The 17,734-nt window shown below is 38.7% G+C and carries 13 protein-coding genes; 8 read left to right on the forward strand and 5 right to left on the reverse strand.

The features are described from left to right. Window positions 1–595 precede the first annotated feature (595 nt). The 5 genes from mrdA to B4U84_RS09895 all read left to right on the forward strand — a co-directional run bounded on the left by mrdA (window position 596) and on the right by B4U84_RS09895 (window position 5,227). The gene (gene mrdA, locus B4U84_RS09875) at window positions 596–2,440 is read left to right on the forward strand and encodes a penicillin-binding protein 2 (protein ID WP_131117402.1); all 1,845 of its coding nucleotides are present in this window, start codon (window positions 596–598) and stop codon (window positions 2,438–2,440) included. 88 nt (window positions 2,441–2,528) lie between these two features. Then, window positions 2,529–3,080 carry a 1,2-dihydroxy-3-keto-5-methylthiopentene dioxygenase gene (locus B4U84_RS09880; protein ID WP_131117405.1) on the forward strand — a complete coding sequence of 184 codons (552 nt, stop codon included), beginning with the start codon at window positions 2,529–2,531 and terminating at the stop codon, window positions 3,078–3,080. A 3-nt stretch (window positions 3,081–3,083) separates the two neighbouring features. Beyond that, window positions 3,084–3,719, forward strand: a complete 636-nt coding sequence (locus B4U84_RS09885; protein WP_131117408.1) for an HAD-IB family phosphatase — start codon at window positions 3,084–3,086, stop codon at window positions 3,717–3,719. Between the two features lie 4 nt (window positions 3,720–3,723). Continuing rightward, window positions 3,724–4,356, forward strand: coding sequence for a methylthioribulose 1-phosphate dehydratase (mtnB, locus tag B4U84_RS09890; protein ID WP_131117411.1), 633 nt, complete (start codon window positions 3,724–3,726; stop codon window positions 4,354–4,356). 136 nt (window positions 4,357–4,492) lie between these two features. Beyond that, entirely contained in the window at window positions 4,493–5,227 is a 735-nt protein-coding gene (locus B4U84_RS09895) for a 2-phosphosulfolactate phosphatase family protein (RefSeq protein ID WP_017313516.1), read from the forward strand. A 61-nt stretch (window positions 5,228–5,288) separates the two neighbouring features. Here the strand turns inward: B4U84_RS09895 and B4U84_RS09900 are convergent, their stop codons facing one another. The 3 genes from B4U84_RS09900 to rd form a co-directional block, all read right to left on the reverse strand. Then, window positions 5,289–5,714, reverse strand: a complete 426-nt coding sequence (locus B4U84_RS09900) for a hypothetical protein (RefSeq protein WP_026082178.1) — start codon at window positions 5,712–5,714, stop codon at window positions 5,289–5,291. A gap of 632 nt (window positions 5,715–6,346) precedes the next feature. Continuing rightward, a complete protein-coding gene (locus B4U84_RS09905; protein ID WP_131117414.1) occupies window positions 6,347–7,597 on the reverse strand; it encodes a BaiN/RdsA family NAD(P)/FAD-dependent oxidoreductase in 1,251 nt (416 codons plus the stop codon). Window positions 7,598–7,748: 151 nt separating this feature from the next. Further along, complete coding sequence (rd, locus tag B4U84_RS09910) at window positions 7,749–7,910, reverse strand: rubredoxin (protein WP_044447736.1); 162 nt, start codon at window positions 7,908–7,910, stop codon at window positions 7,749–7,751. Window positions 7,911–8,415: 505 nt separating this feature from the next. Here rd and B4U84_RS09915 point away from each other — a divergent pair. Further along, a complete protein-coding gene (locus tag B4U84_RS09915; RefSeq protein ID WP_131117417.1) occupies window positions 8,416–11,052 on the forward strand; it encodes an EAL domain-containing protein in 2,637 nt (878 codons plus the stop codon). An 82-nt stretch (window positions 11,053–11,134) separates the two neighbouring features. On the opposite strand, the gene B4U84_RS09920 is transcribed toward B4U84_RS09915, so the two are convergent. Next, on the reverse strand, window positions 11,135–12,919 hold the full coding sequence (locus B4U84_RS09920; RefSeq protein ID WP_131117420.1) for a M61 family metallopeptidase: 1,785 nt from the start codon (window positions 12,917–12,919) through the stop codon (window positions 11,135–11,137). A gap of 110 nt (window positions 12,920–13,029) precedes the next feature. Then, window positions 13,030–13,713, reverse strand: a complete 684-nt coding sequence (locus tag B4U84_RS09925) for a Crp/Fnr family transcriptional regulator (protein ID WP_017313509.1) — start codon at window positions 13,711–13,713, stop codon at window positions 13,030–13,032. 1,473 nt (window positions 13,714–15,186) lie between these two features. Here B4U84_RS09925 and B4U84_RS09930 point away from each other — a divergent pair. Both B4U84_RS09930 and B4U84_RS09935 read left to right on the forward strand, forming a co-directional pair. Beyond that, a complete protein-coding gene (locus B4U84_RS09930) occupies window positions 15,187–16,155 on the forward strand; it encodes a terpene synthase family protein (protein WP_131117423.1) in 969 nt (322 codons plus the stop codon). A 121-nt stretch (window positions 16,156–16,276) separates the two neighbouring features. After that, window positions 16,277–17,683, forward strand: coding sequence for an FAD-dependent oxidoreductase (locus B4U84_RS09935; protein ID WP_131117426.1), 1,407 nt, complete (start codon window positions 16,277–16,279; stop codon window positions 17,681–17,683). The last annotated feature ends 51 nt before the right edge of the window (window positions 17,684–17,734 follow it).

The raw sequence follows: 17,734 nt of genomic DNA on the forward strand, positions 1-17,734 counted from the left end.
AAAAATAAGTCCTTTGTTTCAAAAATAAGTCCGTTAGCTCAAAAAATAAGTCCGTTGGTTCAAAAATAAGTCCGTTGGTTCAAAAATAAGTCCGTTGGTTCAAAAATAAGTCCGTTGCGATCGCAAGCCCCCATTTTCCATGATTTTCTATAACATTTGTCAAAAGTGATCAATTGAGCTTATATTTTTGTAACTAAACAAATTAATATAGTCTATTGACTTTCATACTGAATCAAAATGTTGTTTATTCTATACCAAGAAAAAAATAGAGGTTTGTACTACTAATATTCCGAGTTAGACTGAAATATGTAATAAATAACACAAAAATAATATGAAAATCTATTCCCTAATCCTTAATTCCTGTTTTCAAGATAGTCCATCATGGGAAAATCCCTCTAAGTAGCACGAAAATAGAACTCCTCTACACCTCTACACCCATTAGTAGAAAATAAGGACTGAAGTCCTGACTACGAACTTTCTTATACATCAATATTAAAGTTGACGCGTGCTAGCCGAATTATTTTTCTCTGAATACGGTTAGTATTAGAGCGTAATTGTATACATATTAAGTATCTTTTGGATCAAAGTTAATAGTATGTCTCTATTACAATCTCCTCTAGGAAGCAATAATAAACAATCACGTACCGTTGGACGGGGTATCCAGTCTATATTTTTGATTGTGTTTACCTTGTTGTTGACAAATGGTATTTTGGCACGGTTAGTGTATTTGCAAATTGTTCAAGGCCCTTCTTTCCGAGAACGAGCCGAGTCTAATCGGATTCGGCTTTTGCATAAGCAACCAGAAAGAGGTAACATTTTTGACCGAAATGGGAAACTTTTAGCTACTACTCGTTATCCTCATTCTGTTTATTTGTGGCCTATGGCTCACAAGAAAAATGATTCTTGGTCAAAAATAGGAGCGCGTTTATCTGAGATTCTTAACATTCCGCTAAATGAAATAGAAAAGAAACTCGAAGAAGCAGAAAAAGACCCTGATTATTCCGGACTAGTGCGGATTAAACGGAATTTAAGCCTAGATGAAATTACTGCATTAAAAGAATATGAAAGCGAACTAAACAAAGTAGAAATACATAGAGATGCGGTTCGTTATTATCCACATGGGAAAGAATTTGCTCATGTACTGGGTTATACTCGTGAGTTAACTCGCGAACAATTAGAGCAAAAGAGACATGAAGGCTACCGTCTCAGAGATGTAATTGGTCAAATGGGAGTTGAAAAAGCTTATGAAGACTTGCTTCGGGGTGAATGGGGTGGTCAGCAATTGGAAGTAGATGGTAGTGGTCGTCCATTGCGGATTTTAGGACAGAAACAGGCAAAAGCTGGTGAAGATCTGCGTTTGACCCTAGATGCGGATTTGCAAATCGCAGCAGAAAAAGCTCTAGGCGATCGCAATGGTACTATCATCGCGATGAATCCCCACAACGGCGCTATCTTAGCAATGGTGTCTCATCCCACTTTTGACCCCAATGTTTTTTCCAAACCAAAAGCTTCTCAAAAAGAATTACAACAAATCTTGTTAGGTGCAAACCATCCCTTACTCAATCGTGCTTTAAGAGCCTATCCTCCAGCAAGTACATTTAAAATTGTCACCACTACTGCGGGGTTAGAGTCCGGTGAATTTTCTCCAGGTACGGTGCTACCAACCTATGGTTATCTAACCTTTGGTGGTACTCGCTTTAATGAGTGGAATCATGCAGGATTTGGAACAGTGGGATTTGCAGGAGCGATCGCCATGAGTAGCGATACCTTTTTCTATCAAGTTGGTGCGCGAGTGGGCGGCCCGACTTTAATTGAATGGACACGTAAATATGGTTTTGGCAAAAGAACCGGGTTTGAATTCGCCTCAGAAGAATCAAAAGGTTTTGTCCCAGATGAAACTTGGAAACAAAAAACCTGGAAAATGCCTTGGACTGTAGGCGATTCTGTAAATATGTCCATTGGTCAAGGAGCGCTACTCGCCACACCTCTGCAAGTCGGTGTCATGTTTGCTGTACCCGCTAATGGTGGTTACAGAGTTCAACCGCATTTACTCGAAGACAACAAACAAGCAAAAACTTGGCGTGAACCAGTCAATATGAAACCCTCCACAGTCAAAGTTCTTCAAGATGGATTGCGGAAAGTCGTAAGTGAAGGTACAGGTAAAGCCCTAAATGTCCCAACTCTTCCTCCTGTCGCTGGTAAAACAGGAACTGCTGAAGCTTGGTTACGTCATGGCGTCAAAGCTAATCATGCATGGTTTGGTGGTTATGCTCCAGCAGACAAACCAGAAATTTTGGTTGTCGCATTTGCAGAACATTCCGGTGGTGGTGGTGGTAGTGTGGCTGGACCAATGGCGTTACAAGTGATGGAAAATTATTTCCACAAGAAATATCCAGGCAAATACAATAAGTCTGAGGCTAATAAATTAGGAAATAATTAAAACATCGTACACCAATGTAGACCTCTCCAAGGGCGTCTACCGTAAACTGCTAGAATTAGCGTACAATATCTGATGCAGGAGGTAAACTATGGCGATATTACAACTAGAAGACGGCAAAGTATATACTGACCTGAAAGATATTTCTCGCGAATTAGCGCCCCTCAACATTCAACTTGATTATTGGTCTGTAGGGGAAGATCCCCAATTACACAAACTGCTAGCAAAAGATAGTCTCAGTGAAGACGAAAAAGAACAAGTATTAGTAGCTTTAGATCAATATTTTAACGAGTTGCAAAAAACAGCTGGCTATCAATCCCGTGACTTAATTGTTCTTCATCCAGATACCCCCAACTTGGATGGACTGCTAGCAAAATTTGACAAGATTCATACTCATGCAGATGATGAAGTACGCTACATCGTCGCGGGGGAAGGTATTTTTGGCTTTGTGCGTCCCGACGGTAGTCAGGTAGAACTGACTGTACAACCACAAGAGTATATCAATGTACCTGCTGGGACAGAACACTGGTTTTATCTTACACCAGAGCGACGAGTGAAAGCTGTACGTTATTTCACCAACACAGAAGGCTGGATTCCTGAGTATACAGGTACACCAATTCATCGACGTCAGGCTGTTGCTTAAAAAATGAAACGTATCATTTTCTGTGATTTTGACGGTACTATTACGGTATCAGAAACCTTTGTGGCAGTGCTGAAGCATTTTTCACCTCAGCTTTCTGCCGAATTGATACCAGAAATGTACGCACAGAGACTGACATTACGCGAGGGAGTCAAGCGGATTTTGGAGTCAATTCCATCTTCTCGCTACCCCGAAATTTTGGAATTTACTCGCAAACAACCAATTCGTTCGGGGTTTACAGAATTACTGGACTTCTTAGATACACAAAAAGTACCCTTGGTCGTAATTTCTGGCGGACTGCGGGGTATGGTGGAAGTTGTTTTGGATGAACTATTACCACGAATTCATGCGATCCATGCTGTTGATATTGACATAAATACTGAGTACTTGCAGGTAAATTCTGAGTTTGAAGGTGGGACAGAATTAGTTGCGAAAGTGCAAGTGATGGAAAAGTATCCAGCAGATGAGAAAATAGCTATTGGTGATTCGATTACTGATTTAAATATGGCGTTGGCAACACCGATAGTTTTTGCTCGCGATCGCCTAGCCTATTATTTAGAAAACAATCAAAAATCCTACATTCTCTGGCAAGACTTTTTTGATGTGCGCGATACATTAGCACAATTGTGGAAATCTGTCTAGAATAATGAACAGCCCAACCCTAAATGATACCCGTCTGGAGTTAATTAATGCCGCCCGTTACTTTTACCAACAGGGTTGGATGCTGGGAACAGCAGGTAATCTCTCAGCACGTCTATCTGATGGTAGCTTCTGGATTACTGCTAGCGGCAAATCCAAAGGAGAATTAGTCATCGATGACTTTGTACGAATTTATCCAGATGGGAGAGTAGAACAACCCACAAAAGACTCTAAACCTAGTGCTGAGACTTCTATTCACCAGGTTATTTATGATCTTTTTCCGGAAGCCAAAAGTTGCTATCATGTCCACTCGGTAGAAGCAAACCTGGTTTCTCGGTTTGGAAATACAGATTCTTTACCTTTACCACCACTAGAAATGCTCAAAGGACTTGGGGTATGGGAACAAAACCCTGATTGTGTTATGCCTATATTTGCTAATCATTTACAGGTGCAGCAAATTGCGGATGAAATCAAAGCAAGATTTAGCAAGACAACCCCCCAATTACCAGCCCTACTTATCCGTGATCACGGTGTCACAGTCTGGGGTTCTTCCTCAACAGAAGCTCGTAACTATATTGAGTTAGTGGAATATATATTTCGTTATTTGGTTGCAGCACGGCGGGTTTTTGGTGAAAAGTAGGATTGAGTTGATAAAAACAGCAGATCATCTAGTTCAGTTGGTAATGATGCGAACCACTTAACCATTGACTTGACAAAGCACAAAAAACTAGAGTGAATGTGATATCGGCAGTCTCAAATCAGGTATAACCCAGCGCGTGAAGCTATTCATTTACCATACTCCAGAATCTACCCCAGTGGATAAAGTACCAGAATGTGCGATCGTAGTTGACGTACTGCGAGCCACTTCTACAATTGCAACAGCTTTAGCTGCTGGTGGTGAAGCAGTCCAAGCGTTCAGCGATTTAGATCAACTTATACAAGTCAGTGAATCTTGGCCAGTCGAAAAACGGCTACGAGCCGGAGAACGTGGCGGAGCCAAAGTTCCTGACTTCGATTTGGGAAATTCTCCTCTCGATTGTACCCCACAGAGGGTAAAAGGAAGGCGCTTGTTTATCAGTACTACCAATGGTACTAGGACTTTACAACGAGTCCAAGATGCTAAAACTGTGATTGCAGCAGCATTTATCAACCGTGGTGCAGTAGTGAAATTTGTCTTGGAAAAGCAGCCAGAAACAGTTTGGATTGTCGGTTCTGGTTGGGAAGGTAGTTTTTCTCTAGAAGATACCGCCTGTGCAGGTGCGATCGCTCACGATATTTTGCAAAAAACTAACTTCTCAGCTGATGAAATTTCAGGTAATGATGAAGTCATCAATGCGATCGCCCTTTATTCTCAGTGGCAAGATAATTTATTAGGATTATTTCATCATGCCAGTCATGGTAAACGTTTATTACGTCTGGAGTGTCATGAAGACTTAAAATATTGTTCTCAATCTGATACTTTAGATGTCTTGCCTATACAAAAAGAACCAGGCGTTTTAAAAAAATACTAAATATTCAGTGAACAGTTATCAGTTATCAGTTATTAACAGGTAACTGATAACTGAATCTACTTTAAGAATTTGGTTTTAGCAAGGGATACACACCAACAGCAAGACTGATAAATCCAATCACAATCCACCATGTGTCATTTTGCTCGACCTGCAAAGATGGTAGTTCGCTGTTTCTAACAAAATTATTGATTTGGGATGCGATCGCTCGCTGCTGATTTTCATTAGCGTAACTTGTAAACGAAGAAAATGCTACTTCGCTGTTACTAGTATTGATGACAACTTTAGATGATTCGTCGTTTTTTGGGCTATAAAATTTAGCACCTCGTAATCTATTTACTGGCAATTCTTTTTCTTCCGACCATAAAAAACCGGAACGTACTAACCTACATGATCCCTGCTTTTCAGTGCGAGTACAAGTAAGTTTATTTGATTGTGCAAAGGAAATTAAAATAATCCCTAGTATGATAAAGCCGAGTCTCAGTTTCAATTTTCCCTCCCAACTTACATTTAAGTCAGTTATACCTACACTCAAATAACACCGTAGTTTCTCGGTGATAAACTAAAAATTTCATAACAAGTTTCTAGAGAAAAATTACTAATTTTTCTCCTAAGAAATATTCTTCAGTGATTAATCATAACCACTGATACAGTTTGTAATGAGATAGCTTATGAGCTATATTCTATGTTTTTGAAACTTCCTTGTCAGCCCGAATTTATACAATTTTGGTGATGAATTGCAGATGATTATTGTTTATCATTTACTTAAAAAATCATACAAGGGGTAGCAGACAGAAACTATAAGCTGCAAAGAAAATAAAGTTTCGTTCTACATTGCCAATTTTACAATAAATACTTAATTGTTATGCAAATAGTCAGTAATTTTCCTGAAAATAGCAAAAATTATGTCAGTTTTTTAATTATTATTTATTTTTATTCACCTTTTTTTTGCAACGAAAAAACATTATTTAAAACATATTTGAAATTACAAATATGATTGCATTGTCACTAGGTAGCTCAGTCTTAACAAAGAGAACACAAGTTAGGAAACACAAATCCCATTAAAATCCTTATGAATGACCAATGACGATCATCACTAGTAGCTTCAGTGTCCCGATCTACTTAACTTATAGATGCAGAACCTGCTAGATAAGCTGTAGTCCAGGCACTTTGGAAATTAAAACCACCAGTGATACCATCGATGTCTAAAATTTCTCCTGCAAAGTAAAGACCAGAAACCAATTTACTTTCCATCGTCTTAAAGTTGATTTCTTTAAGATTTACACCACCACAAGTTACGAATTCTTCTTTAAACACTCCTTTCCCATTAATGGAGTATTGTGCTTGGGTAAGTTCTTGCACTAATTTATTTAAACTTTTGTTTGATAATTCTGCCCAACGATCTTCAACAGAAATACCTACACAAGAAACAATGTATTGCCATAGGCGATGGGGTAAGTCAACATCGCGATGAGATGCAATCAGACGCTTCGGTGAATTGTTCTTAACTGTCAACAATTGTTGACGCACTTGTTCTTGTTTGAGATGGGGTAGCCAATTAATAACTAAAGTGGCTTGGTAATTACTAGAGTGCAGCATTCTTGCACCCCAAGCAGATAATTTCAACACAGCTGGGCCGCTTAAACCCCAATGGGTAATTAGTAATGGGCCTGTTTGTTCTAGATGTGGGTATTCTGGTACAATAAGGCGCAATTTCACAGGATTGACACTCACACCAGCCAACTCTGTAAGCTTTTGATTTTTGATATTGAAAGTAAATAAAGATGGAACTGGTGACTCGATAGTATGTCCCAATTGTTGAGCTATTTTATAACCTATGGGGTTACTACCTGTAGCTAACAGTAAGCGATCGCACTGTAATTTTTCTCCTGATTTGAGAATCACCTCGAAATGAGAGAGTAGGGAATTACTGAGATTAGCCCCCTCTAATTTCACTGATGTCACCGCAGTCCCTATACGCAGTTCTACTCCAGCTGCTTTTGCTGCACCCACCAAACAATTGACGATGGTTTCTGAGGTATCTGTAATGGGAAACATTCTACCATCAGCCTCAGTTTTTAACTCTACACCATGAGCCTGAAACCAGGTGATAGTATCTTTTGGTTGAAAGCGCGTAAAAGCACCCAATAGTGCTTTGCTACCTCTGGGATAATTTTTGACTAACTCTGGTGGTTCAAAGCAAGCATGAGTAACATTGCAGCGTCCGCCACCAGAAATACGAACTTTAGCCAATGGTTGATGGCTAGCTTCAAGTAAAATTACATGGGCGCGAGGATTAGCTTTAGCAGCTGCTATAGCAGCAAAAAAACCAGCCGCTCCACCACCTACAATTACTATTTGTAATTTTGTCATTTGTCATTTGTCATTTGTCATTAGCTATTATCCCTCCTGTCTCCCCTGTTTCCCCCTCTCCCTTGTCTCCTTGTCTCCTTGTCTCCCTCCGATCCCCAATCCCCGATCCCCGATCCCCAATCCCCAATCCCCGCTCCCCAATCCCCGCTCCTCACTCATCTAATTCAAATTTATCTTTGTCTGATCCACATACAGGACATACCCAATCTTCAGATATATCTGCAAAAGCTGTGCCTGGTGGTACGCCACCATCTATATCTCCTTCCTCTGGGTCATATACGTAACCACAGACTGTGCATACATACTTTTCCATTTTTATTAACTACATTTTTTATGATCTTTATATTAATTCTATTCACTTGAAGCCCTATTCACTCTTCGGGAAGGCTAAGATCAACAAGCTTTGCCAGGGTGGGGTAGTTCAACAATTTTACGACTCCTAGTTGTAGAAGCGTCAAAAGATTCAAGAGATTATTGTTCTTATTGGGTAAAAAAATACAATTTTATTTATTATTTTAAGTAATTTACGAAAAATTTATCGGTGAGCTTGTAAGCCTAATTGCTTTTATAATGAGGGTTTTAATTTGCTTACAGTATTCTGTCTTTGATTCAAAATTTACGCAAATATACTATTTATTATACTAAGAGTTTAATCTTATTCTTAATACTTAAGAGAAAAAATGGTCGTACTATTGCTTCAGCAATGGGGATGATATCAAGTTCGGCTAATTGCTTACGATATTATACTTCGCTGTTGGTTAATGGGAGCAAGATCTTTCAGAATAAAAACCGAACAGATGAGAGTTTGAGGAAAAGTCATGCTAGGAAATGAGCGGGAAAAAATACGTCATCTGTTAGTTGTGCAAGACTTGCAAGGACAGCGAACAATTCCTTTGAAAGAGACTACATATTCTCTTGGGCGAGATATCAGAAATGCCATTGTACTTCGTTCTCGATCTGTCTCCAGACAGCACGCCATTTTATTACGAGTAACTCTACCAGACACAGAGCAATACGCCTTTCGGATTATTGATGGTAGTTTCAAGGGGAAAAAAAGTACAAATGGGCTATTTGTCAATGGTATGAAATGTTTTTCTCATGACCTCAAAAATGGAGACATGATTGAATTTGGCAATAATCAGGTCAAAGCCAAGTACTATGCGATCTCAAACTTATCAGAGCAAGCTTTTTCGGAATCTTGCGTTGCTGAGGATATATCTGGCTTCTTATCAGAACAAGCTAATCCTGTTAATCCTTTTGAAACTCTCAGTGTTCCCACAGATAGTGTTGAAGGTGCTAGCGAAGTTGCTCTGGCTCGGTTGGCGTCTTTTCCGGAATTGATTCCCAATCCCATCATTGAGATCGATTTAGAAGGAAAAGTGACTTATCTCAATCCTGCTGCGGCGTTAAAATTTCCGAATATCAGACAATTAGGTGTACAGCATACTATTTTGGCAGGATTGGCGATCGCTGTTCAAAATTGCCAAGGGAATTCTTTTATTCGCGAAGTAGAAGTTGGTAAAGAAGTCTTTGAACAATCAATTCACTATATTCCAGAAAGTGATTTAATTAGAACTTTTATTGTCAGGGATATTACAGAGCAAAAGCAAGCTGAACTCGAATTACGCCATCGCGATCGCCTGCTGCAAGCAGTAGCAGAAGCTACTAATTATTTACTGACAGAAATGAACTATGAGAAAGCCATTGAAAAAGCTTTGGCGGTGCTGGGTGAAGCTGCTCAGGTACATCGCGTTTATTTGTTGGAGAATCATCTCCACCCTGTGACTACTGAAATGGGGATGACGCTACGGTTTGAATGGAGAAGCGATTCTGTGCAGTCGGAAGTCACTAGACAAAATCAACCCAATCAATTTGCTGGGTTTAACCACTGGTATACTGCTCTCTCTCAAGGAAAGTCAATTGCGAGTTTGACTAGAGAATTAAATGTTACTGACCAAGCAATTCTTCAAGATGAAGGTATTTTATCTCTGTTAGTTGTGCCTTTGCTTCTAGATGAAAACTTCTGGGGTGTCCTGGGTTTAGCAGACTGTTCCGAGGAACGTCAGTGGTCAAGACACGAAGAATCGACGCTCTTAACAATGGCTGCTAGTATTAGTGGTGCGAAAAGACGACAACAGGTGGAGGAAATGATTCGTTACCAAGCTCTCCACGATTTGCTCACAGGATTACCGAATCGCCTATTGTTTAAAGAGCAGTTAGCTAGGACTTTACCGAATGCGATTCGCAGAGAAGAAAGTTTAGCTGTAATGTTTCTGGATTTGGATCGATTCAAAACAATTAATGATACTCTGGGACATACACTCGGCGATCAATTATTACAATGTGTTGCCCAAAGATTACAGAAATCCCTCAGAGCTGGTGACATTGTTGCTCGCTGGGGAGGCGATGAATTCATCATTTTATTAGCCGATGTTAATTATGTGGACGAGGTAGCCCAAGTAGCCCAAAGAATTCTCCAAGAATTAGAAACAGTTTTTAATATAGAAGAAAATGAACTTTATATCAGTGCTAGCCTTGGTATTGCTATGTTTGACGAGCATAGTCCTGATGTTGAAACTTTGATTCAGCACGCGGATGCAGCCTTGTATCATGCTAAAGACGAAGGTAGAAATAACTTTCAGTTTTATCAAACTTCTATAAGTTCTAAAACTCCTGAAATACTCACTTTAGAAAAGAGCTTACGCCATGCTCTAGAACGAGAAGAGCTTGTTGTTTATTACCAGCCTCGCATCAATATTGATACTGGAAAAATTACTGGTATGGAAGCGCTGCTGCGTTGGGAACATCCAGAGATGGGACTAGTTGCTCCCAGTAAATTTATTCCCTTAGCAGAGGAAAGCGGATTAATTATCCCAATTGGAGAATGGGTTCTGCGAACAGCTTGTAGGCAAAATAAAGCTTGGCAAGATGAAGGACTACCTAATTTGACCATGGCTGTCAATCTTTCTCTCAAACAGTTCCGCCAACCGAAGTTGGTGCAGACAGTGGCTAAGATTCTAGATGAGACAGGGTTAGAACCACATTTCTTAGAATTAGAGATTACAGAAACAACTGCTATTGAGGATCTTGAATTCACTAGAACGGTGTTGCAACAATTTGAGGAGATGAAAGTTTATCTTTCTATTGATGATTTTGGTACGGGTCATTCTTCTCTGTCACGTCTACAGTTGTTACCACTCCACAATTTAAAAATTGACGGTTCTTTCATCCGTGATTTGACCAAAGATGTGAAAGTAGCTCATATTATCAAGGCGATAGTTAACTTGGGGCGGAGTCTGGGGTTGAAACTGACCGCCGAAGGAGTAGAAAAGCAAGAGGAACTGGAGTTCTTAAAATCTATTAACTGCGAGGATGTACAAGGTTTTCTATTTTACCGTCCGCTTACTGCCCAAAAAGCAACGGAAATTCTTTGGGATGAAGGAATCAAAAATTAATGGTGGGCTAATACTGCTGGGATCAGACAAATTGATTGACATTTAAACCCACCAGAGACGTTGCACTGCAACGTCTCTACAACTACCGCAGATTTGCAAGCGATGCATTTAACCATCCGTCAAAGTTCCGTGTTTGTGTAGGAGAGGGATTGACAACAGGTTGTAACTGATACTTGCTTGCAGGTGGAGAAGCCAAATTGACAGGGTAAATGCGGAGTTCATCTTGGTGGAAGACCGCAACTTGGATCATGTCTGTGGGTTGGTAATCTTTCAGGCGATCGCTTAGTTGATTGGCTGTTACTTTTATCCCATCAATTGCTAACAATTCATCTCCAGGATCAATTCCAGCTAATTGTGCAGGAGAACCGACTTCGACAAATTTAATTATGTCTCGTCCATGTTCGTTACCCACTCTCATACCCAGGTAAGGTTCTGTTTCTGTGTGTGGTAATAATTGCAATCCAAAAGGCTCTAAATACTCATTGAAAGGTAATTCCTCAGTACCATCTATGTAGCATTTAAAGAAATCAGATAAATCGATTCCTGCGACAGATGCAATTACTTCCTGCAACTGTTGTGAAGTATAACCAATTTCACCTTTGCCAAATTTTTGCCACATTTGCACCATTACATCATCAAGCGATCGCTTGTTGTGATGGCGACAACGAATTAGCAAATCCAGCAAGAAGGAGATCATTTCTCCCTTCAAATAATAGGATATCTGGGAATTTCCACTGTTGGCATCCTGACGATACAGTTTAATCCAAGCATCAAAACTCGATTCCGAAAGGGGTTGTACTTTCCGCCCTGGAGTTGTCAGATACCTAGTAATTTCTTTACCCCAGTTATTCAAAAATGATTTGACATCGTAAATACCAGCCCGTAAGGGAATTAGTAAGTCGTAGAAACTAGTTGTTCCCTCACAGAACCACAAACAAGGGGTATAGTTTTCTTGATCGTAATCAAAAACTTCCAGTTCCTTGGGACGAATACGCTTGACATTCCACAAATGGAAAAATTCGTGGGCTACCAATTGCATGAAACGATCATATTTTTCGCGATCGCGAAATCCAAAACGCTGATAAATCAACGAGCAACTGTTTTTATGCTCTAAACCCCCGTATGCTTGGGAAAATAAATGCACCAGAAACACATATCTTTCATAAGGTAAACCGCCAAACATTTGTGCTTCGACTTCAACAATTTTCGTGATATCAGCAATCATCTGCTGCGCCTGAAAATTGCCACGTCCCCAGATAGCTAGTTCGTGAGGTTTATCCTGTACTTGAAAGTGATAGAGTTGATGAGAACCAATCTCAAAAGGACTATCCACAAGGGTGTCGAAATCCAAAGCACAAAAAGTGTTGACTTGTCCCGGAACAGGGGGTAGCGCTGTAGTTACCTGCCATTCTGAGCTTGGTGTGACAATTGTCACAAAAATTGATTGCTTGTCAAATTCTGGTATCCTAAAAAATAGCGCTGCACCATTAAAGTAACCGTGTGTAGAATCTAAATGATTTGTACGTACGGTAAGTTCGTTGGCAAAAATGCGGTATCTTATAGTGACTTCTGATACATTATCTGTATCTATTTGCCAATGATTTTTACTAATTTTTCGCCAATTTAAAGGTTTATTGTTGGCAAAAGCAGTAAAATCTTGTAGATGTTTAGCATACTCTCGCACTAAGTAAGAACCAGGAGTCCAAACTGGTAATTTTAAGTCAAGAGTAGAAAACGGGTAGCCGACAAGCTGTAGAGTTACCTCAAACAGATGATTCTCTGGTTGAGGCATTGCCACTTGGTAATGAATGGTCGGTAATTTTTTTTGAAGGCGCGTATCGGTACGAGGTGCTATTGTTTCATTCATCTGAGCTTAAGAGTAAACCTTGCACAATTATGAGTTAAAAGATTAATTTAACCCATAACTCCTAACTCATAACTCTTGTATGCACAGACTGCCATAATAACCTGAAAGTATTAAACTTTGCCAGCCAGGTTGGTCATTTGGCGAAAATTGACGAGATAAAGCACTTGATTAGCGGTGTCAATTTTTATCCAACCTTTTTCGTTTAATTTTTCCATAATTTTGGTGGTTTCTTCAACTCCAATTTCTGTGACATCTGCTAAATCTTTAAAAGGGATATTAAAAATTTTTCTACCTTTGTCTGATTCTTGACCATAGCTTTCGCTCAAGCTGACAAGAATGTGAGCAAGTTTGACTGCTGGTGCAAAAGAACGCATTTGCAAGCGTACGTTTGCATGTCGTAGTCGTCTCACCATTAATTGCAGCATTCGGTGGTGTAGCTGTGGATCTTTAAATAAAATATGAATAAATTTTTCTCTAGAGATACTTAGTAATTTTACGGCGGAAAGAGCAATCACATCGGTTGAACGAGGAGATTCATCCAAAATTGCCATTTCTCCAAAAAAATCGCCCCGACCCAAAATAGCTAAAGCCACGGAATCTTCACCTATAGTGCGCCGAACTTTTACCCAACCAGAAACTATGAGGTAAACTGCGTTACCCCAAGCATCTTCCATCAATACAGCTCGTCCAGCTGGGTATTCGTGTTCAATAGCAACTGAAAGTAACCATTCCAGAGTTTGTGGATTGGCTGTATTTATTAAAGGGAAAAGTTCACTAAAAACCTCTGTATGCATGTAATGCAGAAATAATATATTTAACCGCAACTTTTTGGTTAATTGCTATAGAGCTTCATTACAGCACAAAAATTATGCAATCAATATCAGCGGTTTCACTGAAAAAAACGATTGGGGAAACAATATTTTAAGAATAGCGATCGCACCTTGGGAAAGCTTTTAGTTTTACTAATTTTTTATACTATACCTTAAGTATTTTTATTTAAAAGTCTTTGGGATTATTTTTGTAGTATAAAACACTATATTTTGAATTACAAAAGTAGAAATCAAAATATATTTGACCGATATTTCCGAGCAGGGTACAAGCCCCTAACCCCCAATTTGGGCGAATGCAGGCTGGGACTCAATCCACAATCCAAAATCGGACAGTTTACCTTAGATCTACTGTTTTTGTAAATCTATCTATAGTATTAACTTTAATTACATAGATATATTTATTACTTTAAAAAGATGGTTATATTGTCATCTAACAATTTCAGTAGACAATGTTATAAATGTTATATAATTTACGATTTTAATAGCTAGTACTGCTGTGCATAAATTATAGCAGTTGTGTTTTCTAGCTTTTATCCTTATCAATAGATGATATTTTTATTTACAACACATTGTATTAGTAATTTGGCGGATTAGTTGTTAAGTGAATTAAATATTTATTCAGAAAATCTTAAAAAAATATCATTAAAACTTAACATTATCGTAATTATATTTAATTAAAAGGTTATTTTGTTACTTTTATTAAAACTAAAATATAAGCTATGTAGTATAAATACCAGTACAAAAACTTTAAAACAAGTTATTAATAATACGATGTATTTTTTATTGTGATTAAATATTAATATTTAAGAGTATTTACGGATAGATTTTTAATAAATAATTAAACATCATGTTTAGTAATGGTTTTTGGATAAAAAACATAGTTAACAAACATAAACAGTGTGGGCAATTGTCCCAAAATTTGATTTTGATACTGTTTGATTTTTTGTATGTTTAACTGATTGCTTTTTTATCCCAAATTCAGTATTTCCAATCATTGGATATTTATAATTTTGTCCTTTGTATTGGTTTGTTTATCTTTTTTCTGCAAAATTTCATTGTATACCCCAGATAAAGCTTAGTTAGACATCAGCTTTATTTAGTTTGTGTATCGGGAAAAAGCAGATACTGTGTTGATATGTAATGTTATCAAATAATCATCTAATTTGATTTTCAGACCTGTGTGTTAACGCCTCTAAAAACATATAGCGCGGTTAATTGCAGATACACCCGCCCTGTGTAAAGTTAGGGATGAATTTTAGTCATCACTAGAGGCTTAAACTAGTTGTCTTAGAAATCAAATGAATTTGCAATAGATATTTGGTAGCAAAGTAAATTGTACTCATCGTTAGTACGTACCAGTATTTCCTTCAATTTTTATACGCATATAGACTTACGGGGTCAAGTTGATCTGGTTTTTACTTGACTTGCAGAGTTTTTATGAATCAATTTACTTTACCTGAACTATACTGCCCATTTCCATCTCAACTCAATAAGCATGTGGATGTTTTGGAAGATTATGCTCTCAAATGGGTTTTGCGTTTTAATCTTCTGAGAAATGAATCAGTTGCTCGGAGTTTCTCCAAATCACAATTTTTTTTACTAACTGCTCGTTGCTATCCTTACTGCCAGCTAGAAGAATTAAAGATTATAAATGATTGGGTAAGTTGGATGATGACTTTTGATGATCTATGCGACGAGGAGGATATAGGGAAAAACCCTGATTTATTAAAGATTTATTACACAAGATTTGTTGAAATATTGAAGGGTTCGGAATTTACAGGCAGTGATATACCTCACGCTTATGCTTTACGTGATATTCGAGAGAGACTTCTCCAAATAGGAAGTGTCAAATGGTATGATTACTTCGTTCGAAGCATTGAAGATTTCTTCAACGGATGTGTTCAGGAAGCAGCTAATAAATCGCAGGTAAATGTACCTGATGTTGATACTTATATCATGATGCGTAGGTTAACCGGAGGGATGGAACATTTCCTTGATTTAATTGACTTTTGTTATCATTTGACCGTTCCTAATCTTTTACGAGAACATGATTGTTTGAAACAGTTAAGATTGATGGCAAATAATATGGCATCTTGGTGTAACGATATCTTTTCAGCATCCAAAGAAATAGCTATTGGTGATGTTAACAATTTGATAATAGTACTGGTTTACAAAGAAGAACTTCCTCTAGAAAAAGCAATTCAGCGTGCTGTACAAATGCATGATCAAGAAGTCAGAGATATGATTGCGCTAGAAGCATCTATTCCCGCTTTTGGAGAAGAGATAGATGTTCAAGTTACAAACTATATATCAGGTTTGCATAATTGGATACGCGGCAACCTTGATTGGCACTGTAAATCTAGGCGCTATCACGACATAGAAAAACTTCAGCTAGTTAAATCTTAACAACGGCTTGCCTTCCAAGATAAAACTAGTCAGAAAGATAAAGATATCTGCCATCAATTTTATCTTGGGCTGTAACTCAGACTAGTTCACTGTTTCATTTCTATATAAAAATCAGGAACTAATGGTTTTCCAAGACAAACAAGCTCTTGTAATCGGCGGAAGTATTGCTGGACTCCTAGCAGCTAAAGTACTAACTAAATACTTTGAAAAAGTAATCATTGTTGAACGAGATTACTTTCCTAAGCAACCAGAATACCGCCAAGGTGTACCTCAGGCAGCTCATGTTCATGTACTGTTAAAACGAGGTCAGCAGATACTGGAAGAGCTTTTCCCTGGTATAGATGCTGAATTAGCATCACTAGATGCACCAAGTATGGACTGGGGAGTTGCTTGCCCTTGGCTAGGTTTTAGTGGTTGGGCACCTGGGTTTAGTTCTGGCCTGATTACCCGCAACTGTAGCCGGAATCTTTTGGAGTGGACTATCCGTCATCGTTTGGCTACTAACAACCGTGTTGTATTTATGGAAGCAGGACAGGTAACTAGTTTGCTGTCTAACTCCGATAAAACCAGTGTTACAGGTGTGCGGGTACGCTTTCGCAATCAACCTGAAACAGATATCTGTGCTGATTTAGTAGTTGATGCGAGTGGTCGTAATTCCCAATCTCCTCAGTTTTTGGAGACAATGAGCTACGCATCACCTCAACAGACAGTTATCAAACCTTTTTTGGGCTATGCTAGTCGCTGGTTTCAGCGCCCAACTGATTTAAAAACTGACTGGCGGTGTGTGTATGTAACAGTACAACCACCTAATAACTCTCGCGGCGGTGTTATTTATCAAATAGAAGACAATCGGTGGATTGTAGTATTGATCGGTGTAGGTCGAGATTATCCACCTAATAACGAGGCTGGTTTTCTAGAATTTGCTCGTAGTTTGCGATCGCCTATTCTTTATGAAACGATTAAAGATGCCCAGGCCATCTCGCCTATTTACTCCTATCAGCGTACGGAAAATTGCCTGCGTCATTATGAAAAACTTTCTAGATTACCAGAAGGCTTTGTGCTACTTGGTGATGCTGTCTGTGCCTTCAATCCTGTCTACGGACAAGGTATGACGACCGCAGCTTTGGGGGCGTTAACCTTAGATCAATGTTTGAGTCAGAAATTATATGGGGATTGTGATGGGAATTTAATTGGTCTACCCCGATATTTTCAAAAACAACTAAGCAAGGTAATTGCTGTACCCTGGCTAATGACGACGGGCGAGGATTTACGTTGGCGTACTACTGAAGGAGGACGACCTAATTTCAGAACCCAGTTAATACAACGTTATCTGGAGCAAGTGTTACTTTTGCAATCGGAAAGTGCTGATATACACAAGACTTTTTTAGAAGTGATGCACATGATCAAGCCTCCCAGTGAATTTTTTCAGCCCAATATAATAGGGCTGGTGTTGAACCGACTTATAAATCGCCATAAGAGGGACTGTCTAGAATCATCAAAAGATTTTGCAACAGGACAAAAAGTTTAAAATATGAATTTGTAATTTAATTTTTGGACAAAGCTACCCATTGTTAGTCAA

This window comes from Westiellopsis prolifica IICB1, assembly GCF_004323185.1.
GTDB classification, from domain to species: Bacteria; Cyanobacteriota; Cyanobacteriia; order Cyanobacteriales; family Nostocaceae; genus Pelatocladus; species Pelatocladus prolificus_A.

Bases quoted from the DNA above. Each gene is read 5' to 3' on its own strand.
- mtnB (WP_131117411.1), top strand. From the start codon at position 3,724: ATGAACAGCCCAACCCTAAATGATACCCGTCTGGAGTTAATTAATGCC.
- B4U84_RS09920 (WP_131117420.1), bottom strand. From the start codon at position 12,919: ATGAATGAAACAATAGCACCTCGTACCGATACGCGCCTTCAAAAAAAA.
- B4U84_RS09930 (WP_131117423.1), top strand. From the start codon at position 15,187: ATGAATCAATTTACTTTACCTGAACTATACTGCCCATTTCCATCTCAA.
- B4U84_RS09885 (WP_131117408.1), top strand. From the start codon at position 3,084: ATGAAACGTATCATTTTCTGTGATTTTGACGGTACTATTACGGTATCA.
- B4U84_RS09880 (WP_131117405.1), top strand. From the start codon at position 2,529: ATGGCGATATTACAACTAGAAGACGGCAAAGTATATACTGACCTGAAA.
- rd (WP_044447736.1), bottom strand. From the start codon at position 7,910: ATGGAAAAGTATGTATGCACAGTCTGTGGTTACGTATATGACCCAGAG.
- mrdA (WP_131117402.1), top strand. From the start codon at position 596: ATGTCTCTATTACAATCTCCTCTAGGAAGCAATAATAAACAATCACGT.
- B4U84_RS09935 (WP_131117426.1), top strand. From the start codon at position 16,277: ATGGTTTTCCAAGACAAACAAGCTCTTGTAATCGGCGGAAGTATTGCT.
- B4U84_RS09915 (WP_131117417.1), top strand. From the start codon at position 8,416: ATGCTAGGAAATGAGCGGGAAAAAATACGTCATCTGTTAGTTGTGCAA.
- B4U84_RS09905 (WP_131117414.1), bottom strand. From the start codon at position 7,597: ATGACAAAATTACAAATAGTAATTGTAGGTGGTGGAGCGGCTGGTTTT.
- B4U84_RS09925 (WP_017313509.1), bottom strand. From the start codon at position 13,713: ATGCATACAGAGGTTTTTAGTGAACTTTTCCCTTTAATAAATACAGCC.